This is a genomic window from Ewingella sp. C233, from assembly GCF_055407225.1.
This window is the reverse complement of record NZ_JBUZRI010000003.1, coordinates 13,625-33,634: the sequence shown is the minus strand read 5'-3', so window position 1 is coordinate 33,634 and position 20,010 is coordinate 13,625. Positions and strand designations below refer to the sequence as shown.

Sequence of the window (20,010 nt, the reverse complement as noted above, 5' to 3'; positions counted from 1 at the left end):
TGATTAAAGCCGAACACTCATATGTGTACTTATTGTTTATCGTAAGTAATAACACACACGTATCGACACATACACCGGGGTGCTCTGGGATTCGTTCTGCAGGGTCGGTGTTATGGGATACGTGGAGGCATAACCCCAACATCTACTATTAGAGGTTTTATCATGGCAACTGTTTCCATGCGCGACATGCTCAAGGCCGGTGTACACTTCGGTCACCAGACCCGTTACTGGAACCCGAAAATGAAGCCATTCATCTTCGGTTCACGCAACAAGGTTCACATCATCAACCTTGAGAAGACTGTTCCAATGTTCAACGAAGCTCTGGCTGAGTTGCAGAAGATCTCCTCCCGTAAAGGAAAGATCCTGTTCGTTGGTACTAAACGCGCTGCAAGCGAAGCGGTAAAAGAAGCTGCACATAACTGCGACCAGTTCTTCGTGAACCATCGCTGGTTGGGCGGCATGCTGACTAACTGGAAAACCGTTCGTCAGTCCATCAAACGTTTGAAAGATCTGGAAATCCAGTCTCAAGACGGCACTTTCGAAAAGCTGACCAAGAAAGAAGCGCTGATGCGCACTCGTGAGCTTGCGAAGCTGGAAAATAGCCTGGGTGGTATCAAGGATATGGGTGGTCTTCCTGATGCTCTGTTCGTAGTCGACGCTGATCACGAACACATTGCAATCAAAGAAGCTAACAACCTGGGTATCCCGGTATTCTCCATTGTTGATACCAACTCCGATCCGGATGGCGTTGACTTTGTTATCCCTGGTAACGATGACGCAATCCGTGCAGTAAATCTGTACCTGAGCGCTGTTGCTGCCACTGTCCGTGAAGGCCGTTCGCAAGATCTGGCTGTTCAGGCAGAAGAAAGCTTCGTAGAAGCTGAATAATAAGGCAAGCTCAGCAGAGCCCTTATTAACCAGGTATTGAAATATGTTGGTTAGGGGGCCTTTATTGGCCCCCTTTGCTTATCTTAAATGCGAGAAATATCTCACCGCAAAAAGCCTTTTTGCACTGAGATAATCGAGGAAAATACAATGGCTGATATTACCGCTGCCCTGGTAAAAGAACTGCGCGAACGTACTGGCGCTGGCATGATGGATTGTAAGAAATCGCTGGTAGAAGCTGATGGCGACATCGAGCTGGCGATTGAGAATATGCGTAAATCTGGAGCGATCAAAGCGGCTAAAAAAGCAGGCAACGTAGCTGCTGACGGCGTGATCAAAACTAAGATTGAAGGCAACTACGGCTTAATTCTGGAAGTTAACTGCCAGACCGATTTCGTTGCTAAAGATGCTGGTTTCCAGGCATTTGCTGACAAAGTGTTGGACGCTGCTTTTGCAGGCAAAATCACTGACGTTGAAGTTCTGAAAACACAGTTCGAAGAAGAGCGTGTTGCACTGGTTGCTAAAATCGGTGAGAACATCAATATCCGTCGCATCTCTTCCCTGGAAGGTGATGTGTTGGGTAGCTACCTGCACGGCGCGCGTATCGGTGTTCTGATTGCTGCTAAAGGCGCTGACGAAGAGCTGGTTAAGCAGATTGCTATGCACGTTGCTGCAAGCAAGCCTGAATTCGTTAAGCCTGAAGATGTGTCTGCTGAAGTGGTAGAAAAAGAGTACCAGGTTCAGTTGGACATCGCGATGCAGTCTGGCAAGCCGAAAGAAATCGCAGAGAAAATGGTTGAAGGCCGCATGAAGAAATTCACCGGCGAAGTTTCTCTGACAGGTCAGCCTTTCGTTATCGACCCAAGCAAGACCGTTGGCCAGGTTCTGAAAGAGCACGGCGCTGACGTTATCAACTTCATCCGCTTCGAAGTGGGCGAAGGCATCGCGAAAGTTGAAACTGACTTTGCTGCTGAAGTTGCAGCGATGACTAAACAGTCATAATCCGCATCTGATGCATTATAAAATGGAACCGCTGCATGTTGGCGGTTCCGTTTTATCCAGTCCCAAATTCCAATTACATTGTGCGCTGTCTTTTTCGCTATCTGTTTATGACAACACGCTATGATGTAAAGATTGATTCCCATTACGACACACTGCTTCTAGGACATACACCATGGCTACCAATGCGAAACCCGTTTATCAGCGTATCCTGCTAAAACTCAGTGGCGAAGCCCTGCAGGGCAGTGAAGGTTTTGGTATCGACGCGAGCGTTTTGGATCGCATGGCTCAGGAAGTTAAAGAGCTGGTCGAACTGGGCATTCAGGTCGGCGTTGTCATTGGCGGCGGGAACTTGTTCCGCGGTGCGGGTCTGGCGCAAGCCGGGATGAACCGTGTTGTGGGCGACCACATGGGTATGCTGGCCACGGTAATGAACGGTCTGGCAATGCGGGATGCATTACACCGTGCCTATGTGAACGCTCGCCTGATGTCTGCAATTCCGCTTAACGGCGTGTGCGATAATTACAGCTGGGCTGAAGCCATTAGCTTGCTGCGCCACAACCGGGTCGTAATTTTCTCTGCCGGTACCGGTAATCCCTTCTTTACTACCGATTCAGCAGCGTGTCTGCGCGGTATTGAGATTGAAGCCGATGTAGTGCTGAAGGCCACAAAAGTGGATGGCGTCTATTCTGCCGATCCGGTGAAAAATCCGGAAGCGACACTGTACGAAGAACTGACTTATCAGGAAGTCTTGGAGCAGGAATTGAAAGTGATGGATCTGGCCGCCTTTACACTGGCACGCGACCATAACTTGCCGATCCGCGTCTTCAATATGAATAAACCTGGCGCATTGCGCCGTGTGGTGATGGGCGAAAATGAAGGCACGTTGATCACTAACGGCAACGGCACTGTCTGATAATTCGCTTAACCTGTAAGTTCAGACAGCAGTTTCGCCAGCCTCGGCTGGCATGAGTATTCACGGACTATACTGATGTTATGGTCTGCCAGGTAACCAGCTTTAAAGGGTTCTTAACGTGATTAACGACATTAAAAAAGATGCTGAAACCCGTATGGGAAAATGCGTCGAAGCATTCAAAAACCATATCAGCAAAATCCGCACCGGGCGTGCATCGCCGGGTATTCTTGACGGTATCATGGTCGATTACTACGGTTCTGCAACACCACTGCGTCAGTTAGCTCAGGTAACGGTAGAAGACTCCCGTACCCTGGCTATCTCAGTGTTCGATCGTACTATCAGCGCAGCCGTTGAAAAAGCGATCATGAAATCTGATTTGGGCCTTAATCCAATGTCTGCTGGCACTGTGATTCGTGTGCCACTTCCAGCGTTAACGGAAGAGCGCCGTAAAGATCTGATTAAATTGGTTCGTGCTGAAGCTGAGCAAGGCCGCGTTTCTGTGCGTAACGTACGCCGCGATGCTAACGATAAAACCAAAGTGTTGCTGAAAGATAAAGAAATTAGCGAAGATGAAGATCGTAACTCTCAAGACGCTATTCAGAAGATGACCGATGTCTTCATCAAAGATATCGACGTCGCATTAATTGAGAAAGAAAAAGAGTTAATGGATTTCTAAATCCTGTTTCGATCCCTTCCAAGCGCCGCAATTGCGGCGCTTTATTTTTTAGTAAGGTCCCACTTCTGACATCTGTTGTTAAATCTCATAGACAAGCCGTTAAAGAGGTTTCAGACTGATGCACTTTCCGAATTTACACTCGTTTTACCGGGCATTTTCATGAAACAACTGACTATCCTTGGCTCGACAGGGTCTGTCGGCACCAGCACCCTTGCGGTTGTTCGCGCTAACCCTGATGCATTCAACGTCACTGCACTGGTTGCGGGCAGTAATGTTGAAGTTCTGGCGCAGCAATGTATCGAATTCCACCCACGTTTTGCCTCTATGGCGAATGAAGATTGCGCCAAAGCATTACGTATCATTCTGACAGAGCGTGGAGTCAATACTGAGGTCTTGTCTGGCGTTCAGGCCGCTTGCGATCTTGCTGCACTCGAAGGTGTTGATCAGGTGATGTCGGCCATTGTTGGCGCAGCGGGTTTATTGCCAACGCTGGCGGCAGTCCGTAGCGGAAAACAGATCCTGCTCGCTAACAAAGAGTCCCTGATCACCTGTGGCCGCATCTTTATGGATGCCGTCCGTCAGAGTGGCAGTCAGCTTTTGCCCATCGATAGCGAACACAACGCCATCTTCCAGAGTCTACCTGAGCGAATTCAGCAGCAATTAGGCTATGCCTCACTGGAAGAAAATGGAGTCTCACGTATTATTCTTACTGGTTCTGGTGGCCCATTCCGTGAATTGCCACTGGTCGATTTCGCCCGTGTGACGCCCGATCAGGCCTGCGCACATCCTAACTGGTCAATGGGACGTAAGATTTCTGTCGATTCCGCCACAATGATGAATAAAGGTCTCGAGTATATTGAAGCCCGATGGTTATTTAATGCTTCCGCGGAACAGATGGAAGTGATCGTTCATCCGCAGTCGGTTATTCACTCTATGGTGCGTTACCGGGATGGCAGCGTGCTGGCACAGTTGGGCTCACCGGATATGCGTACCCCAATCGCTCATGCCATGGCTTATCCACAGCGTGTTGAGGCGGGTGTTGAGGCTCTGGACTTCTGCCGTATTGGTGCGTTGACGTTCACTGAGCCGGACCACGGTCGTTATCCATGCCTGCATCTGGCCATTGAAGCCAGCCGGACCGGGCAAGCTGCAACTACTGCACTGAATGCGGCAAATGAAGTGTCAGTGGCCGCGTTCCTTAGCGGGCATATTGGCTTTACGGATATTGCCTGCGTCAACCGCGAGGTGATGGAGCAGTCGGTAGCGAAAGAGCCGAGCTCCGTGGAAGAAGTGCTTGAAATTGATCGTATTGCGAGGGGCGTGGCGCGAGAAAAGCTACAGGCCTTTGCGGTGTGATGCATTGCAGTTATCTTTGCGGCAATTTGTTCGCATCACATTGAAATGATATAGTCTGCGCCACCTGACGACGTCTTCAGGACTTATCCCTGAATGTGTTTATCTGAAGTCGCGATAAATGGTCAGGATGAGCCGTGCCTGATCCGGAGACACGGCTTTTTTGCGCGTTTAATTGCGCCAGTCGGTCAGTGAATGTCGTTGTGTTCTGACAAAGGAAATGAGTACGCGTTATGTCCCTCGAAAATCAACAGATGTCTGACTCGTTTTGCGCCAAGCCGCGTCATGTTGCCATTATTATGGACGGCAACGGCCGATGGGCGAAACTTCAGGGGAAAATGAGGGTCTTTGGTCATAAAGCGGGAGTGAAATCCGTGCGCAAAGCCGTCAGTTTTGCTGCCAATCATCAGCTTGATGCTCTCACGCTTTATGCCTTTAGTAGTGAAAACTGGAACCGTCCGGCCCAGGAAGTTTCGGCATTAATGGAGCTGTTCGTGCGTGCACTGGACAGCGAAGTGAAAAGCCTGCACAAACATAACGTCAGGTTACGGATAATAGGTGATGTCAGTCGTTTCAGTTCACGTCTGCAGGAAAGGATCCGTCGTTCAGAAACACTTACAGAAAATAACGATGGCCTTACGCTTAACATCGCTGCTAATTATGGCGGACGATGGGATATTATTCAGGGTGTTAAAAAACTGGCCTGTCAGGTCGAAGCCGGTACTTTACAGCCTGAACAAATAACAGAAGAGGCATTAAATGCCGCTGTCTGTATGAGCGAACTGGCACCCGTCGATTTGGTGATCAGAACCGGTGGGGAACATCGCATCAGTAACTTTCTGTTGTGGCAAATTGCCTATGCTGAACTTTACTTTACCGATGTCCTCTGGCCTGATTTTGATGAAAACATCTTTGAAGGTGCGCTAAATGCTTTTGCACAACGCGAGCGTCGCTTCGGGGGGACTACACCTATTGGCGCCAATGCGTCCTAGGGAGAACTTTTGCTGAAGTATCGCATTATCACAGCTTTAATCTTAATCCCGATTGTTATTGCGGCGCTGTTCTTATTACCGCCGTTGGGGTTTGCCATTGTAACTTTGGCTGTTTGTATGCTGGCTGCATGGGAATGGGGGCAGTTGTCTGGCTTCTCATCGCGTTCACAACGCGTGTGGCTGGCCATTCTTTGCGGATTTTTACTCATCGCAATGATGTTGAGTCTGCCGGCTTATCGTCAGTCGGTTCGCCTGCCCCAGGTTGAGAGCGCACTTTGGGCTTCGCTGGTGTGGTGGATCGCCGCATTTTTGCTGGTGGTGACCTATCCTGTATCGGCTGCACTGTGGCGAAATTCACGCGTATTACGCTTAGTTTTCGGTTTGTTGACCATCGTCCCATTCTTTTGGGGTATGGTGGCGCTACGCCAGTACGGATATGCTGAAAATCACCACATCGGTGCGTGGTGGTTGTTGTATGTCATGCTCTTAGTGTGGGGAGCTGACTCCGGCGCTTACTTGTTTGGTAAGCTTTTCGGTAAACATAAGCTGGCGCCAAAAGTATCCCCGGGTAAAACTTGGGAAGGATTAATTGGCGGTCTTCTGACTTCAGCCCTGATATCATGGCTTTTTGGCCGTTATGTACCACTGAATGTTGTGCCCGCCACACTGCTTATTTGTTCGGTGATTGCAGCACTTGCTTCGGTACTGGGTGACCTGACCGAAAGTATGTTTAAGCGCGAAGCGGGCATAAAAGATAGCGGGAGCTTGATCCCCGGTCACGGCGGGATACTGGATCGTATTGATAGCCTGACTGCTGCAGTCCCTGTATTCGCGTGTTTAATGTTGTTGGTGTTTTAACCGTCTGAGACGGGACGTCTTCTAAGGAATAGTTGCGAATATGATGAACATGCTCTGGAATCTGGCCGCCTTTATCGTTGCATTGGGGGTACTCATCACCGTGCACGAATTTGGTCATTTCTGGGTTGCTCGTCGTTGCGGTGTTCGTGTTGAGCGCTTTGCCGTGGGGTTTGGACGTGCAATATGGAAACGTACGGACCGCAAGGGTACGGAGTATGTTCTCGCCATCATCCCACTCGGCGGGTATGTCAAAATGCTCGACGAACGTGTTGAGACCGTTCCTGCAGAACTTCGCCATCTGACCTTTAACAGCAAGTCTGTCTGGCAGCGGGCTGCGATCATTAGCGCGGGCCCAATCGCAAACTTCATTTTTGCTGTATTCGCCTACTGGCTGGTCTTCATTATCGGCGTTCCTTCAGTGCGTCCTGTGGTGGGCGAAATTACACCGCAATCTATTGCTGCACAATCCAAAATTTCCCCAGGAATGGAACTTAAGTCAATCGACGGTATCGAAACGCCTGATTGGGATTCGGTTCGTTTGTCTTTAATGGGCGAGATTGGAAACAATCAAACGACGTTAGGTGTCTCACAGTTTGGGTCATCTGAGGTGATTGAAAAAACGCTGGATTTACATCAGTGGCAGTTTGACCCTGAAAAGCAGGACCCGGTGGTCGCATTGGGTATTATTCCTCGCGGTCCACAGATAGAATCAGTGCTTGCGGAAGTACAAAAGGATTCCGCCGCCCAGAAAGCAGGTTTGCAAGCTGGGGACAGGATCGTTAAAGTCGATGGTCAAGTTTTGGCAAATTGGCGTGCGTTTGCCATGCAAGTCCGCGACAACCCGGGTAAGTCCATCGCGCTGGATATTGAGCGCGCGGGTTCCCCCGTCAGCCTTACGCTGATACCGGACACCAGGTCGGTAGGCAAGGGAGTAGAGCAGGGCTTTGCGGGGGTAGTACCAAAAGTAATACCGCTGCCTGACGAGTACAGAATTATCCGTCAGTATGGGCCGTTTGTTGCGTTGTATGAGGCCGGGGATAAAACCTGGCAACTGATGAAACTGACGGTCAACATGCTGGGCAAATTAATAACGGGTGATGTAAAGCTGAACAATCTGAGTGGCCCAATCTCTATCGCACAGGGCGCAGGAATGTCAGCAGAATATGGTTTAGTCTATTACCTGATGTTTTTGGCACTTATCAGTGTCAATCTGGGGATCGTGAACCTTTTTCCATTACCCGTGTTAGATGGTGGACACCTGGTATTTCTGGCTATAGAAAAACTAAAGGGTGGGCCAGTTTCCGAGCGAGTTCAAAACTTCAGTTACCGTATTGGCGCAGTACTGCTGGTGATGGTAATGGGGCTTGCACTTTTCAATGATTTCTCCCGTCTTTAAGGCTGGGGATTAGGTTAGGAAGAACGCATAACAACGATGGCGATCAAAAAGTTGCTCATAGCGTCGCTGCTGTTTGGCAGCGCCACCGTATACGGTGCAGACGGTTTCGTAGTGAAAGATATTCATTTCGAAGGCCTGCAGCGAGTTGCCGTCGGTGCGGCGTTACTCAATATGCCGGTTCGCGTAGGTGATACCATCACTGACGACGACATCAGTAATACCATTCGTGCATTGTTTGCCACTGGCAACTTTGAGGACGTTCGCGTTCTGCGTGATGGTAATACCCTGATTGTTCAGGTCAAAGAGCGCCCTACAATCGCCAGCATCACTTTCTCCGGCAATAAGTCGGTAAAAGATGACATGCTAAAAGAAAACCTGGAAGCCTCTGGCGTCCGGGTTGGCGAAGCGCTGGACCGGACCACACTCACCAGCATTGAAAAAGGTCTTGAAGATTTCTATTACAGCGTCGGTAAATACAGCGCCTCGGTGAAAGCCGTTGTCACGCCTTTACCGCGTAACCGCGTCGACCTGAAGCTAGTATTCACCGAAGGTGTCTCGGCTAAAATTCAGCAGATCAACATCGTGGGTAACCACGCCTTCAGTACCGACGAATTAATTTCACGCTTCCAGTTACGTGATGAAGTGCCTTGGTGGAACGTGGTTGGCGATCGTAAATATCAGAAACAGAAACTGGCGGGTGATCTTGAAACCCTGCGCAGCTTCTATCTGGATCGCGGTTATGCACGTTTCAACATTGATTCGACTCAGGTCAGCCTGACGCCGGATAAGAAAGGCATTTATATCACCCTCAACATTACCGAAGGCGATCAGTACAAGCTTTCCGGTGTTGAAGTGAATGGCAGCATGGCCGGGCACTCAGCAGAAGTTGAAAGCCTGACTAAAATTGATAAAGGTGAGCTTTATAACGGCGCGAAAGTGACCAAGATGGAAAACGACATCAAGCAAATGCTGGGTCGTTACGGTTACGCTTATCCGCGCGTTCAAACTCAGCCTGAAATTAATGATGCCGATAAAACCGTTAAGCTGCATGTCAGCGTAGATGCCGGTAACCGGTACTATGTTCGTCATGTACGTTTTGAAGGTAACGACACCAGTAAAGACAGCGTTCTGCGTCGCGAAATGCGTCAGATGGAAGGTGCCTGGTTAGGCAATGATCTGGTCGACAAAGGCAAAGAACGTCTTAACCGTCTGGGCTATTTCGATACCGTTGACGTTGATACACAACGTGTTCCTGGAACGCCAGATCAGGTAGACGTGGTCTACAAAGTGAAAGAACGTAACACTGGTACTTTCAACTTTGGTGTGGGCTACGGTACTGAGAGTGGCATCAGTTTCCAGGCGGGTGTCCAGCAGGACAACTGGTTGGGTACGGGTAACTCGGTAGGTATCAGCGGTACTAAAAACGATTATCAGACCTATGCTGAATTCACGATCACAGACCCGTACTTCACCGTTGATGGTGTGAGTCTGGGCGGTCGCGTGTTCTACAATGACTTTAAAGCGGATAACGCCGATCTGTCAGACTATACCAACAAGAGCTATGGTGTAGGTGGAACACTGGGCTTCCCGATCAACGAGACAAACTCGTTGCGTCTGGGTCTGGATTACGTGCATAACGACCTGTCCAATATGGAACCTCAGGTCAGTATGTTCAGATACTTGAACTCAGTCGGGATTAATCCTCCTGTTACTGTGGGCACAGATACGACTTCTGACGCTGACTTTAGTGCGAATGACTTCTTCGCTAACCTGGGTTGGGGCTATAACAATCTCGACCGTGGTTACTTCCCAACGTCGGGGACTAAAGCCAGCCTGAACGGTAAAGTGACGGTTCCGGGTTCTGATAACGAGTATTACAAGATAACGTTCGACTCAACCAGCTATATGCCATTGAGTGAGAGCCGTAATTGGGTACTGATGGGGCGTGCGCGTGCAGGTTACGCGGATGGCTTAGGCGGTAAAGAAGTGCCGTTCTACGACAACTTCTATGCCGGTGGTTCAAGCAGTGTCCGTGGTTTCCAGTCGAATACTATCGGTCCTAAAGCTGCATATTATAACTGTGCCGCAGGGGCGACCTCTTATAGCAACTGTCCGGTTAATAATTCGGACGATGCTGTGGGCGGTAACGCCATGGCTATTTTGAGTGCTGAACTGATCGTTCCTACTCCGTTCATCAGCGAGAAATATGCCAACTCTGTACGTACTTCCGTGTTTGTTGATGGCGGTACCGTATGGGATACCTCTTGGAAGAACACAGCAGAAACCGAAGCAGCTGGCGTGCCTGATTACAGTAAACCAGACAACTTCCGTGTTTCTTCAGGTCTTGCGCTGCAGTGGATGTCTCCACTGGGACCACTGGTCTTCTCTTACGCACAACCGATTAAGAAATACGACGGTGATAAAGCGGAACAGTTCCAATTTAACATCGGTAAAACGTGGTAATGCGTTTGATTTAAGCCTTTACGCAGAAGTCGCAAAGGTTTGAGTTCTTCCTCAACTCACGGGTGAATAGCCCGTGAGTTGTTATGTAACTCATTCTTATTGTGTAATTATCGTGCCAGATGGCACAAACGGGTGATGGAAGGAGTTTATAGTGAAAAAGTGGTTATATGCCGCCGGCCTCGGTTTAGTTATGGCTTCTTCAGCAAGCGTACAAGCTGCTGACAAAATTGCTGTTGTTAACGTACAAAGCATTTTCCAACAAATGCCAGCACGTGATGCTGTAGCAAAACAGTTGGAAAATGAGTTCAAAGGTCGTGCAACTCAGCTGCAATCTCAAGAGCGTGATCTGCAAACTAAAATGCAGAAACTGCAACGTGATGGCTCAACCATGAAAGCCAGCGATCGCAGCAAACTCGAAAAAGAAGTGATGGCTCAACGCGAAGATTTCTCTACAAAAGCTCAGGCTTTTGAACAAGATAACCGTCGTCGCCAGGCTGAAGAACGTAATAAAATCCTGAGCCGTATTCAGGATGCTGTTAAAGCTGTTGCCAGCAAACAAGGTTACGATGTTGTAATCGATGCTAACGCTGTGGCTTATGCTAACAGTGACAAAGACATCACTGCTGATGTGCTGAAACAGGTTAAATAAACATGTCTTCAATTCGACTGGCTGATCTCGCACAGCAGTTGGATGCACAATTGCACGGTGATGGCGATCTCGCCATCACCGGCATTGCTTCAATGCATTCCGCACACTCTGAGCAAATCACGTTTTTATCAAACAGCCGTTACCGTGAACAGTTAGCTACCTGCGCCGCAGCGGCTGTAGTGTTGACGGAAGCGGATCTGCCATTTTGCCAAACAGCGGCATTAGTGGTTAAAAACCCTTACCTGACATACGCACGTATGGCGCAGTTGCTCGACACCACGCCAGCCCCTGCTCAGGACATCGCCGCGAGTGCGACCATTTCTGACAGCGCAACGTTAGGGAAGAATGTCTCGGTAGGTGCTAACGCCGTGATCGAGTCTGGCGTAGTTCTCGGCGATAACGTCGTTATCGGCGCTGGCTGCTTCATCGGCAAGAATGCAAAATTAGGTGCAGGAACCCGTATCTGGGCGAATGTGTCTATCTATCATAACGTTGAAATAGGCGAAGCTTGCCTCGTTCAGTCTGGCACCGTGATTGGAGCCGATGGCTTTGGTTATGCCAACGATCGTGGTAACTGGATTAAAATCCCTCAGCTGGGCACGGTCTTAATTGGTGACCGCGTTGAAATTGGCGCCTGTACGACAATTGACCGTGGTGCGCTTGACGACACCATTATTGGTAACGGTGTCATCATCGATAACCAATGTCAGATTGCGCATAACGTCGTGATTGGAGACAATACTGCGGTTGCAGGCGGCGTTATTATGGCCGGTAGTCTGAAAATTGGACGTTACTGCCAGATAGGCGGAGCCAGTGTTATCAACGGCCACATGGAAATTTGTGATAAGGCCGTGGTGACAGGAATGGGAATGGTGATGCGACCAATCACTGAACCTGGGGTATACTCCTCCGGTATTCCTTTACAGCCGAATAAAGTGTGGCGTAAAACCGCTGCGTTGGTAATGAATATCGATGAGATGAATAAGCGCTTGAAAGCTGTCGAGCGTAAAATCGAAGAAGACTAAGTTACCGACTACTGTGTTGCTGGAGCCTGGCTATGAGTGCCAAATCCGGCGGCACATGTTTCTATTTGCGGCCTGCCTAATGATCCTCTTTGAGGATCAAGCAGGCCGTGTTATTGATGCCATCAGTTTTTAGACAGGAAGAGTATTTTGACAACTGACACTCATACTCTGCGTATTGAAGAGATATTGGATCTGCTGCCACACCGTTATCCGTTCTTACTGGTTGACCGCGTGTTGGATTTCGAAAAAGGGAAGTTTTTACGCGCAGTGAAAAACGTTTCTTTTAACGAACCGTTCTTCCAGGGCCATTTCCCGGGTAAACCTATTTTCCCAGGCGTGTTGATTCTTGAAGCGATGGCGCAGGCCACCGGTATCTTAGCGTTCAAAAGCGTAGGTAAATTAGAACCCGGTGAGCTGTACTATTTTGCAGCAATTGATGACGCGCGTTTTAAACGTCCGGTATTGCCGGGTGACCAGATGATTCTTGAAGTTGAATTTATTAAAGAGCGTCGCGGTGTTGCTCGTTTCAAAGGTGTCGCAAAAGTAGATGGTGAGATTGCTTGCGAGGCAACCATGATGTGCGCCCGTCGCCGGGAGGCTTAATACGTGATAGACAAAACCGCCTTTATTCATCCAAGCGCTATTGTTGAAGACGGTGCCATTATCGGTGCCGGTGTTCATATCGGGCCTTTTTGTTATGTCGGTTCCCAGGTGGAAATCGGTGAAGGGACTGAGCTTAAATCACACGTTGTTCTCAATGGCGTGACCAAAATTGGTCGCGACAACCGCATTTTCCAGTTCGTTTCCATTGGTGAAATTAACCAGGATCTGAAATATGCAGGTGAACCAACACGCGTTGAAGTCGGCGATCGCAACAATATTCGTGAGAGCGTGACCATTCATCGTGGTACCGTTCAGGGCGGTGGCTTGACCAAGGTAGGCAACGATAACCTCTTAATGGTTAACGCACATATTGCCCACGATTGTGTCATTGGAAATCGTTGTATTCTGGCCAATAACGCGACGTTGGGCGGTCATGTTGAGATTGACGATCACGCTATCATCGGCGGTATGACCGCAGTACATCAGTTCTGTATTATTGGTGCTCACGTGATGGTCGGTGGCTGTTCTGGTGTTGCTCAGGACGTTCCACCGTTCGTTATTGCTCAGGGTAACCACGCTACGCCATTCGGTATTAATATCGAAGGGTTAAAACGTCGCGGTTTCGACAAGCCTTCACTGCATGCTATCCGTAACGCTTACAAAATTTTGTACCGTAGCGGGAAAACGTTGGAAGAAGCCTTACCGGAAATCGCCGAAATTGCCGCAGAGTTCCCTGCAGTGAAACCTTTCAGTGATTTCTTTGCCCGTTCTACACGCGGCATCATCCGCTGACAGACGGGTCATTCGGTAAATTTTCCATTCGGCGAATAAGCGGTAAAAAATGCAAAAGCCTTTTCTGACAATCGGCCTGGTGGCTGGTGAAACATCTGGGGATATTCTTGGTGCAGGTCTAATCCGCGCACTGAAGAAGCACCATCCTGACGCCCGCTTCGTCGGCGTCGCCGGCCCGCTGATGCAGGCTGAGGGATGTGAAGCCTGGTACGAAATGGAAGAATTGGCTGTCATGGGCGTGGTAGAAGTTCTGGAACGTTTGCCACGCCTGTTGAAAATCCGCAAAGACCTTACCCAGCGATTCACTGCTTTAAAGCCCGATGTCTTTGTCGGCATTGATGCGCCGGACTTCAATATCACCCTTGAAGGCCGTCTCAAACAGCGTGGGATCCGCACCATCCATTACGTCAGCCCTTCAGTCTGGGCATGGCGACAAAAGCGTGTTTTCAAAATTGGAAAAGCCACCGATATGGTGCTGGCATTTCTGCCTTTTGAAAAAGCGTTTTACGATAAATTTAACGTACCCTGTCGTTTTATCGGCCATACGATGGCTGACTCCATGCCATTGCAGCCCGACAAACAGGTAGCGCGAACCGCACTAGGCATTCCTGCTAATGTACATTGTCTGGCTTTATTGCCGGGCAGCCGTCATGCGGAAGTGGAAATGCTCAGCGCAGATTTCCTCAAAACAGCGTTACAACTGCGTCAGACCTATCCGGATCTGCATATCGTGGTTCCGCTGGTGAACGCCAAGCGGCGCGAGCAGTTCGAGCGAATTAAGGCCGACATTGCCCCTGATTTACCGGCGCATCTCCTCGACGGGCAGGCGCGTAATGCGATGATAGCCAGTGATGCCGCGTTGCTGGCCTCTGGTACCGCCGCACTGGAGTGCATGCTGGCAAAATGCCCGATGGTGGTGGGGTATCGTATGAAACCCTTTACCTACTGGATTGCGGAACGTCTGGTGAAAACGCCGTATGTTTCCTTACCGAATTTGCTCGCCGGGCGCGAAATTGTCACCGAACTGCTGCAAACCGAATGCGTGCCGGAAAAATTATCCGCCGCATTGTTGCCTTTGTTAGCCGGCGGCGAAAAAAGTCGGGAGTTGCAAAACACCTTCCTGGCGTTGCATGAAAGCATTCGTTGCGATGCTGACGAGCAAGCCGCTCAGGCCGTGATGGAACTGGCAAAACGATGAGCGATATTTTTGTATATCCGCAGGCGCTATGCATCGCGGGTGTGGATGAGGTCGGTCGTGGACCTCTGGTAGGCGCTGTCGTGACCGCCGCGGTGATCCTCGATCCTATACGTCCTATCGCCGGTCTGGCTGATTCCAAAAAGCTCAGTGAAAAGCGCCGTGAAGCGTTGTATATCGAAATTAAAGAAAAAGCACTGGCCTGGAGTTTAGGGCGCGCAGAGCCTCATGAAATCGATGAACTGAATATTTTGCATGCCACGATGCTGGCGATGCAAAGGGCGGTGGCCGGTCTTGGTATCACGCCTGATATGGTATTAATTGATGGCAACCGTTGCCCGAAACTGCCGATGGCCTCTCAGGCTGTGGTCAAGGGCGACAGTAAAGTCGCTGAAATCAGTGCTGCCTCCATTTTAGCTAAAGTGACACGCGATCGTGAGATGGTTGAGCTGGATCTTCAGTTCCCAGCATACGGTTTTGCTCAGCATAAAGGCTATCCGACACCTGTTCATCTCGAAAGTCTGGCGAGACTGGGTGCCACATCGCATCATCGGCGCAGTTTCGCCCCAGTCAGACGCGCACTGAATCTGGCTTAGCTGGCGCCTATTAGCACCAGCCACAGTAGTTTGTCATTCCGACATTCGTTCATTCATTCATTCATTACTCATTTCTGGACTCTGGATATGGCCGAACCTCGTTTTATTCATCTTCGTGTACACAGTGACTACTCCATGGTGGATGGATTAGCCAAGGTCGGTCCGTTGGTGAAATGCGCGGCATCACTCGGTATGCCAGCCCTGGGGATCACCGACTTTACAAACCTTTGCGGGCTGGTGAAGTTCTACGGTTCAGCCCACGGCGCGGGGATCAAGCCAATCATCGGTGCGGATTTCAACGTACAAAGTGAGATCCTCGGCGATGAACTGGCGCAACTGACTGTGCTGGCGATGAATAATCAGGGCTATCAGAATCTGACGTTGCTCATATCCAGGGCTTACCAGCGAGGCTATGGTGCCGCAGGGCCGATCATTGACCGTGACTGGTTGGCTGAGCTTAACGAAGGCCTGATCCTGCTTTCAGGGGCTAAAATGGGGGATGTCGGTAAATTCCTCATGCGCGGTAATCAGCCTCAGGTTGAACAGTGTCTGGAGTTCTATCAGCAATATTTCGCTGACCGCTATTATCTTGAACTGATCCGTACGGGGCGTCCTGAAGAAGAGAACTACCTTCACGCCGCAGTGGCTCTGGCTGCCGAGCGCGACCTGCCGGTGGTTGCCACCAATGACGTGCGTTTTCTGGTGCAGGGCGATTTCGATGCCCACGAAATTCGTGTCGCCATCCATGATGGTTTCACCCTCGACGATCCCAAACGCCCGCGAAACTACACGCCTCAGCAGTACATGCGCAATGAAGACGAGATGTGCGAACTGTTCGAAGACATCCCGGAAGCGCTGCTCAACAGCGTAGAGATCGCCAAGCGTTGTAACGTGACTATCCGCCTTGGCGAATATTTCCTGCCGCAGTTCCCTACCGGGGATATGAGCACGGAAGATTTCCTGGTGGCCAAATCGCAGGAAGGGCTGGAAGAGCGTCTGGAATTTTTGTTCCCGGATCCGGAACAGCGTTTGGAAAAACGACCTGAATACGATGACCGTCTTCAGTTAGAACTGGGCGTTATCAACCAGATGGGCTTCCCAGGCTACTTCCTGATCGTGATGGAGTTCATTCAGTGGTCCAAAGATAATGACGTACCGGTCGGGCCGGGGCGTGGTTCCGGTGCCGGTTCTCTGGTGGCTTACGCGCTGAAAATCACCGATCTCGATCCGCTGGAGTTTGACCTGCTTTTCGAACGTTTCCTCAATCCGGAACGTGTCTCCATGCCCGACTTTGACGTCGACTTCTGCATGGAAAAACGCGATCTGGTGATTGATCACGTCGCCGAAATGTATGGGCGTGAAGCGGTTTCGCAGATCATTACTTTCGGTACGATGGCGGCAAAAGCGGTTATCCGCGACGTTGGCCGTGTACTGGGGCACCCTTACGGCTTCGTCGATCGTATTTCAAAACTGGTGCCACCCGATCCGGGCATGACGCTGGAAAAAGCCTTCGCAGCCGAACCTCAGTTGCCTGAAATCTACGAAGCAGATGAAGAAGTGCGCGCGCTGATCGATATGGCCCGTAAGCTCGAGGGTGTCACCCGTAACGCCGGTAAACATGCCGGTGGGGTGGTGATCGCGCCGACCAAAATCACCGACTTCGCGCCGCTTTACTGCGACGCTGAAGGCAACCACCCGGTGACTCAGTTCGACAAAAATGACGTGGAATATGCTGGACTGGTGAAGTTTGACTTCCTCGGTCTGCGCACGCTGACCATCATCGACTGGGCGCTGGGCATGATTAACGCCCGGCGTGCTAAAACTGGTCTCGAACCGATTGATATCGCCGCTATCCCGCTCGAAGACAAGAAAAGCTTCGACATGTTGCAGCGGTCTGAAACGACTGCGGTATTCCAGCTTGAATCCCGCGGTATGAAGGATTTGATCAAACGTCTGAAGCCTGACTGCTTCGAAGATATGATCGCCCTGGTGGCGCTGTTCCGCCCCGGCCCCTTACAGTCTGGCATGGTAGATAACTTCATCGACCGTAAGCATGGCCGTGAAGAGCTTTCCTACCCTGATATTCAGTGGCAGCATGAATCCCTGAAACCGGTACTTGAGCCGACGTATGGCATCATCTTGTATCAGGAACAGGTTATGCAGATTGCTCAGGTGCTGGCCGGATACTCGCTGGGCGGTGCGGACATGTTACGTCGTGCTATGGGTAAGAAAAACCCGGTCGAAATGGCCAAGCAGCGTGGCGGCTTTGAAGACGGTGCGAAATCACGGGGTATCGACGGCGAACTGGCGGTTAAGATCTTCGATCTGGTAGAGAAATTTGCGGGTTACGGTTTTAACAAATCGCACTCGGCGGCTTACGCCTTGGTTTCGTATCAGACACTGTGGTTGAAAGCGCACTACCCGGCAGAATTTATGGCAGCTGTTATGACCGCTGATATGGATAACACCGAAAAAGTGGTGGGTTTGGTTGATGAATGTTGGCGTATGGGCTTAAAAATCCTGCCGCCAGACATCAACAGCGGCTTGTACCATTTCCACGTCAATGATGAAGGTGAAATCGTCTACGGCATTGGCGCGATTAAAGGGGTAGGCGAAGGTCCGATCGAAGCGATCATCGAAGCGCGTAACGAAGGTGGCTATTTCAAAGAGCTATTTGATTTATGCGCGCGCGCTGATGTCAAAAAGCTGAATAAACGTATCCTCGAAAAACTGATCATGTCCGGCGCATTTGACCGTTTGGGGCCACACCGTGCGGCCCTGATGAGTTCGTTGCCGGATGCGCTGAAAGCCGCCGATCAGCATGCAAAAGCAGAAGCGATTGGTCAGGTCGATATGTTCGGCGTGCTGGCCGAAGCGCCGGAGCAGGTCGAAAAATCTTACGCCAACGTCACGCGCTGGCCAGAGCAAACGGTGCTGGACGGTGAACGAGAAACCCTCGGGCTCTATCTGACAGGGCATCCGATCACCCAGTATCTGAAAGAAATTGAACGCTACGGTGGCGGCCAGCGTTTGAAAGATATGCACCCGACCGATCGGGGAAAAATGACTATTGCTGTGGGATTGGTTATTGCGGCAAGAGTGATGGTAACTAAGCGGGGGAACCGCATTGGTATCTGTACACTGGACGATCGTTCAGGGCGACTTGAAGTGATGCTGTTCACCGAGGCTTTGGAAAAATTCCAGCATTTATTGGAAAAAGACCGTATCCTTATCGCGACAGGACAGGTCAGCTTTGATGACTTCAGCGGCGGCCTTAAAATGATGGCCCGGGATGTTATGGACATCAGTGAAGCTCGTGAAAAATATGCTCGCGGTCTTGCTATCTCGCTGACTGACAGGCAAATTGATGACCAGCTTTTGAACCGTCTCCGCCAATCGTTGGAACCACATCGATCGGGGACGATACCAGTACATCTGTACTACCAAAGAGAAAATGCGCGTGCCCGGCTACGATTCGGTGCGTCATGGCGTGTCACGCCAACCGATAAACTGTTGCTGGATCTGCGGACACTTGTAGGTACCGAGCAGGTGGAACTGGAATTTGACTAAAATAGGAATGCTATGAGTCTGAATTTTCTTGATTTTGAACAGCCGATTGCGGAGCTGGAAGCGAAAATTGACTCGCTGACTGCAGTCAGCCGTCAAGACGAAAAATTGGATATTAATCTGGACGAGGAAGTTGAGCGCCTGCGTGAGAAAAGCGTTGAACTGACTCGTAAGATTTTCTCTGATCTGGGTGCCTGGCAGATTGCCCAACTGGCACGCCATCCGCGTCGCCCTTACACCCTGGATTACATCAAACATATCTTTACCGATTTTGATGAGCTGGCCGGTGATCGCGCTTATGCGGATGACAAAGCAATTGTTGGTGGTATCGCGCGTTTAGGCGAGCGTGCTGTGATGATCATTGGTCATCAGAAAGGCCGTGAAACCAAAGAAAAAATCCGCCGTAACTTCGGTATGCCTGCGCCTGAAGGCTATCGTAAAGCGCTGCGTTTGATGGAAATGGCTGAGCGTTTCAAGCTGCCAATCATTACCTTCATCGACACACCGGGTGCTTATCCGGGCGTTGGCGCTGAAGAGCGCGGTCAGTCTGAGGCTATCGCACGCAATCTGCGTGAAATGTCCCGTCTGAACGTGCCGGTAATCTGCACCGTGATCGGTGAAGGCGGCTCTGGTGGCGCATTAGCCATTGGCGTTGGCGACAAAGTTAACATGCTGCAATACAGCACCTACTCAGTGATTTCACCGGAAGGTTGTGCGTCTATCCTGTGGAAAAGCGCCGATAAAGCGCCGCTGGCTGCGGAAGCGATGGGGATTGTTGCCCCTCGTCTGAAAGAACTGAAATTGATTGACTCGGTTATCCCTGAACCTCTGGGTGGCGCGCATCGTGACGTTCCTGCCATGGCCGCCTCACTGCGTGCGCAGCTGGAAGCCGATCTCAGCGATCTGGATGTGCTGAATAATGAAGAACTGCGCAACCGTCGTTATCAGCGTCTGATGACTTACGGTTATTGCTGAGTTTCATTCCGGCATTAAAAAACTCTGAAAGGCCGTGCTTGCACGGCCTTTTTTATTAGAAGGATTTGTC

17 protein-coding genes are annotated in these 20,010 nt (G+C 50.3%); all 17 read left to right on the top strand.

Annotated elements, in window-relative coordinates:
- The first annotated feature begins 162 nt into the window (after window positions 1-162).
- The 17 genes from rpsB to accA all read left to right on the top strand — a co-directional run bounded on the left by rpsB (window position 163) and on the right by accA (window position 19,940).
- Window positions 163-888: a 30S ribosomal protein S2 gene (rpsB, locus tag ACZRKO_RS15410; RefSeq protein ID WP_188475279.1), complete on the top strand. Its 726-nt coding sequence runs from the start codon at window positions 163-165 to the stop codon at window positions 886-888.
- Between the two features lie 147 nt (window positions 889-1,035).
- Entirely contained in the window at window positions 1,036-1,887 is an 852-nt protein-coding gene (gene tsf, locus ACZRKO_RS15405) for a translation elongation factor Ts (protein WP_463738146.1), read from the top strand.
- Window positions 1,888-2,059: 172 nt separating this feature from the next.
- Window positions 2,060-2,800 carry a UMP kinase gene (pyrH, locus tag ACZRKO_RS15400; RefSeq protein ID WP_463738145.1) on the top strand — a complete coding sequence of 247 codons (741 nt, stop codon included), beginning with the start codon at window positions 2,060-2,062 and terminating at the stop codon, window positions 2,798-2,800.
- A 118-nt stretch (window positions 2,801-2,918) separates the two neighbouring features.
- Complete coding sequence (gene frr, locus ACZRKO_RS15395; protein ID WP_463738144.1) at window positions 2,919-3,476, top strand: ribosome recycling factor; 558 nt, start codon at window positions 2,919-2,921, stop codon at window positions 3,474-3,476.
- 159 nt (window positions 3,477-3,635) lie between these two features.
- On the top strand, window positions 3,636-4,832 hold the full coding sequence (gene ispC / locus ACZRKO_RS15390; protein ID WP_463738143.1) for a 1-deoxy-D-xylulose-5-phosphate reductoisomerase: 1,197 nt from the start codon (window positions 3,636-3,638) through the stop codon (window positions 4,830-4,832).
- 230 nt (window positions 4,833-5,062) lie between these two features.
- Window positions 5,063-5,821, top strand: coding sequence for a (2E,6E)-farnesyl-diphosphate-specific ditrans,polycis-undecaprenyl-diphosphate synthase (gene ispU / locus ACZRKO_RS15385; protein WP_463738142.1), 759 nt, complete (start codon window positions 5,063-5,065; stop codon window positions 5,819-5,821).
- Between the two features lie 9 nt (window positions 5,822-5,830).
- Window positions 5,831-6,679: a phosphatidate cytidylyltransferase gene (cdsA, locus tag ACZRKO_RS15380; protein WP_463738141.1), complete on the top strand. Its 849-nt coding sequence runs from the start codon at window positions 5,831-5,833 to the stop codon at window positions 6,677-6,679.
- A 40-nt stretch (window positions 6,680-6,719) separates the two neighbouring features.
- Window positions 6,720-8,075, top strand: a complete 1,356-nt coding sequence (rseP, locus tag ACZRKO_RS15375; RefSeq protein WP_463738140.1) for a sigma E protease regulator RseP — start codon at window positions 6,720-6,722, stop codon at window positions 8,073-8,075.
- 36 nt (window positions 8,076-8,111) lie between these two features.
- Window positions 8,112-10,538 (top strand): outer membrane protein assembly factor BamA, encoded by a 2,427-nt coding sequence (bamA, locus tag ACZRKO_RS15370; RefSeq protein WP_463738139.1) that lies wholly within the window; start codon window positions 8,112-8,114, stop codon window positions 10,536-10,538.
- A gap of 151 nt (window positions 10,539-10,689) precedes the next feature.
- Window positions 10,690-11,187: a molecular chaperone Skp gene (gene skp / locus ACZRKO_RS15365; protein ID WP_463738138.1), complete on the top strand. Its 498-nt coding sequence runs from the start codon at window positions 10,690-10,692 to the stop codon at window positions 11,185-11,187.
- Between the two features lie 2 nt (window positions 11,188-11,189).
- A complete protein-coding gene (lpxD, locus tag ACZRKO_RS15360) occupies window positions 11,190-12,212 on the top strand; it encodes a UDP-3-O-(3-hydroxymyristoyl)glucosamine N-acyltransferase (RefSeq protein WP_463738137.1) in 1,023 nt (340 codons plus the stop codon).
- 147 nt (window positions 12,213-12,359) lie between these two features.
- On the top strand, window positions 12,360-12,815 hold the full coding sequence (fabZ, locus tag ACZRKO_RS15355; RefSeq protein ID WP_463738136.1) for a 3-hydroxyacyl-ACP dehydratase FabZ: 456 nt from the start codon (window positions 12,360-12,362) through the stop codon (window positions 12,813-12,815).
- A 3-nt stretch (window positions 12,816-12,818) separates the two neighbouring features.
- Entirely contained in the window at window positions 12,819-13,607 is a 789-nt protein-coding gene (gene lpxA / locus ACZRKO_RS15350; protein ID WP_463738135.1) for an acyl-ACP--UDP-N-acetylglucosamine O-acyltransferase, read from the top strand.
- Between the two features lie 49 nt (window positions 13,608-13,656).
- Window positions 13,657-14,805 (top strand): lipid-A-disaccharide synthase, encoded by a 1,149-nt coding sequence (lpxB, locus tag ACZRKO_RS15345; protein WP_463738134.1) that lies wholly within the window; start codon window positions 13,657-13,659, stop codon window positions 14,803-14,805.
- Complete coding sequence (gene rnhB, locus ACZRKO_RS15340) at window positions 14,802-15,398, top strand: ribonuclease HII (protein WP_463738133.1); 597 nt, start codon at window positions 14,802-14,804, stop codon at window positions 15,396-15,398. Before lpxB ends, rnhB begins: the two co-directional genes overlap by 4 nt.
- An 87-nt stretch (window positions 15,399-15,485) precedes the next feature.
- Window positions 15,486-18,968, top strand: coding sequence for a DNA polymerase III subunit alpha (gene dnaE, locus ACZRKO_RS15335; protein WP_463738132.1), 3,483 nt, complete (start codon window positions 15,486-15,488; stop codon window positions 18,966-18,968).
- A 12-nt stretch (window positions 18,969-18,980) separates the two neighbouring features.
- On the top strand, window positions 18,981-19,940 hold the full coding sequence (gene accA / locus ACZRKO_RS15330; protein WP_463738131.1) for an acetyl-CoA carboxylase carboxyl transferase subunit alpha: 960 nt from the start codon (window positions 18,981-18,983) through the stop codon (window positions 19,938-19,940).
- Window positions 19,941-20,010 lie beyond the last annotated feature (70 nt).

Excerpts from the sequence above, each read along its gene's own strand:
- pyrH (WP_463738145.1), top strand. The coding sequence starts at position 2,060 with ATGGCTACCAATGCGAAACCCGTTTATCAGCGTATCCTGCTAAAACTC.
- tsf (WP_463738146.1), top strand. The coding sequence starts at position 1,036 with ATGGCTGATATTACCGCTGCCCTGGTAAAAGAACTGCGCGAACGTACT.
- dnaE (WP_463738132.1), top strand. The coding sequence starts at position 15,486 with ATGGCCGAACCTCGTTTTATTCATCTTCGTGTACACAGTGACTACTCC.
- lpxB (WP_463738134.1), top strand. The coding sequence starts at position 13,657 with ATGCAAAAGCCTTTTCTGACAATCGGCCTGGTGGCTGGTGAAACATCT.
- rpsB (WP_188475279.1), top strand. The coding sequence starts at position 163 with ATGGCAACTGTTTCCATGCGCGACATGCTCAAGGCCGGTGTACACTTC.
- accA (WP_463738131.1), top strand. The coding sequence starts at position 18,981 with ATGAGTCTGAATTTTCTTGATTTTGAACAGCCGATTGCGGAGCTGGAA.
- rseP (WP_463738140.1), top strand. The coding sequence starts at position 6,720 with ATGATGAACATGCTCTGGAATCTGGCCGCCTTTATCGTTGCATTGGGG.
- rnhB (WP_463738133.1), top strand. The coding sequence starts at position 14,802 with ATGAGCGATATTTTTGTATATCCGCAGGCGCTATGCATCGCGGGTGTG.
- ispC (WP_463738143.1), top strand. The coding sequence starts at position 3,636 with ATGAAACAACTGACTATCCTTGGCTCGACAGGGTCTGTCGGCACCAGC.
- lpxD (WP_463738137.1), top strand. The coding sequence starts at position 11,190 with ATGTCTTCAATTCGACTGGCTGATCTCGCACAGCAGTTGGATGCACAA.
- ispU (WP_463738142.1), top strand. The coding sequence starts at position 5,063 with ATGTCCCTCGAAAATCAACAGATGTCTGACTCGTTTTGCGCCAAGCCG.
- bamA (WP_463738139.1), top strand. The coding sequence starts at position 8,112 with ATGGCGATCAAAAAGTTGCTCATAGCGTCGCTGCTGTTTGGCAGCGCC.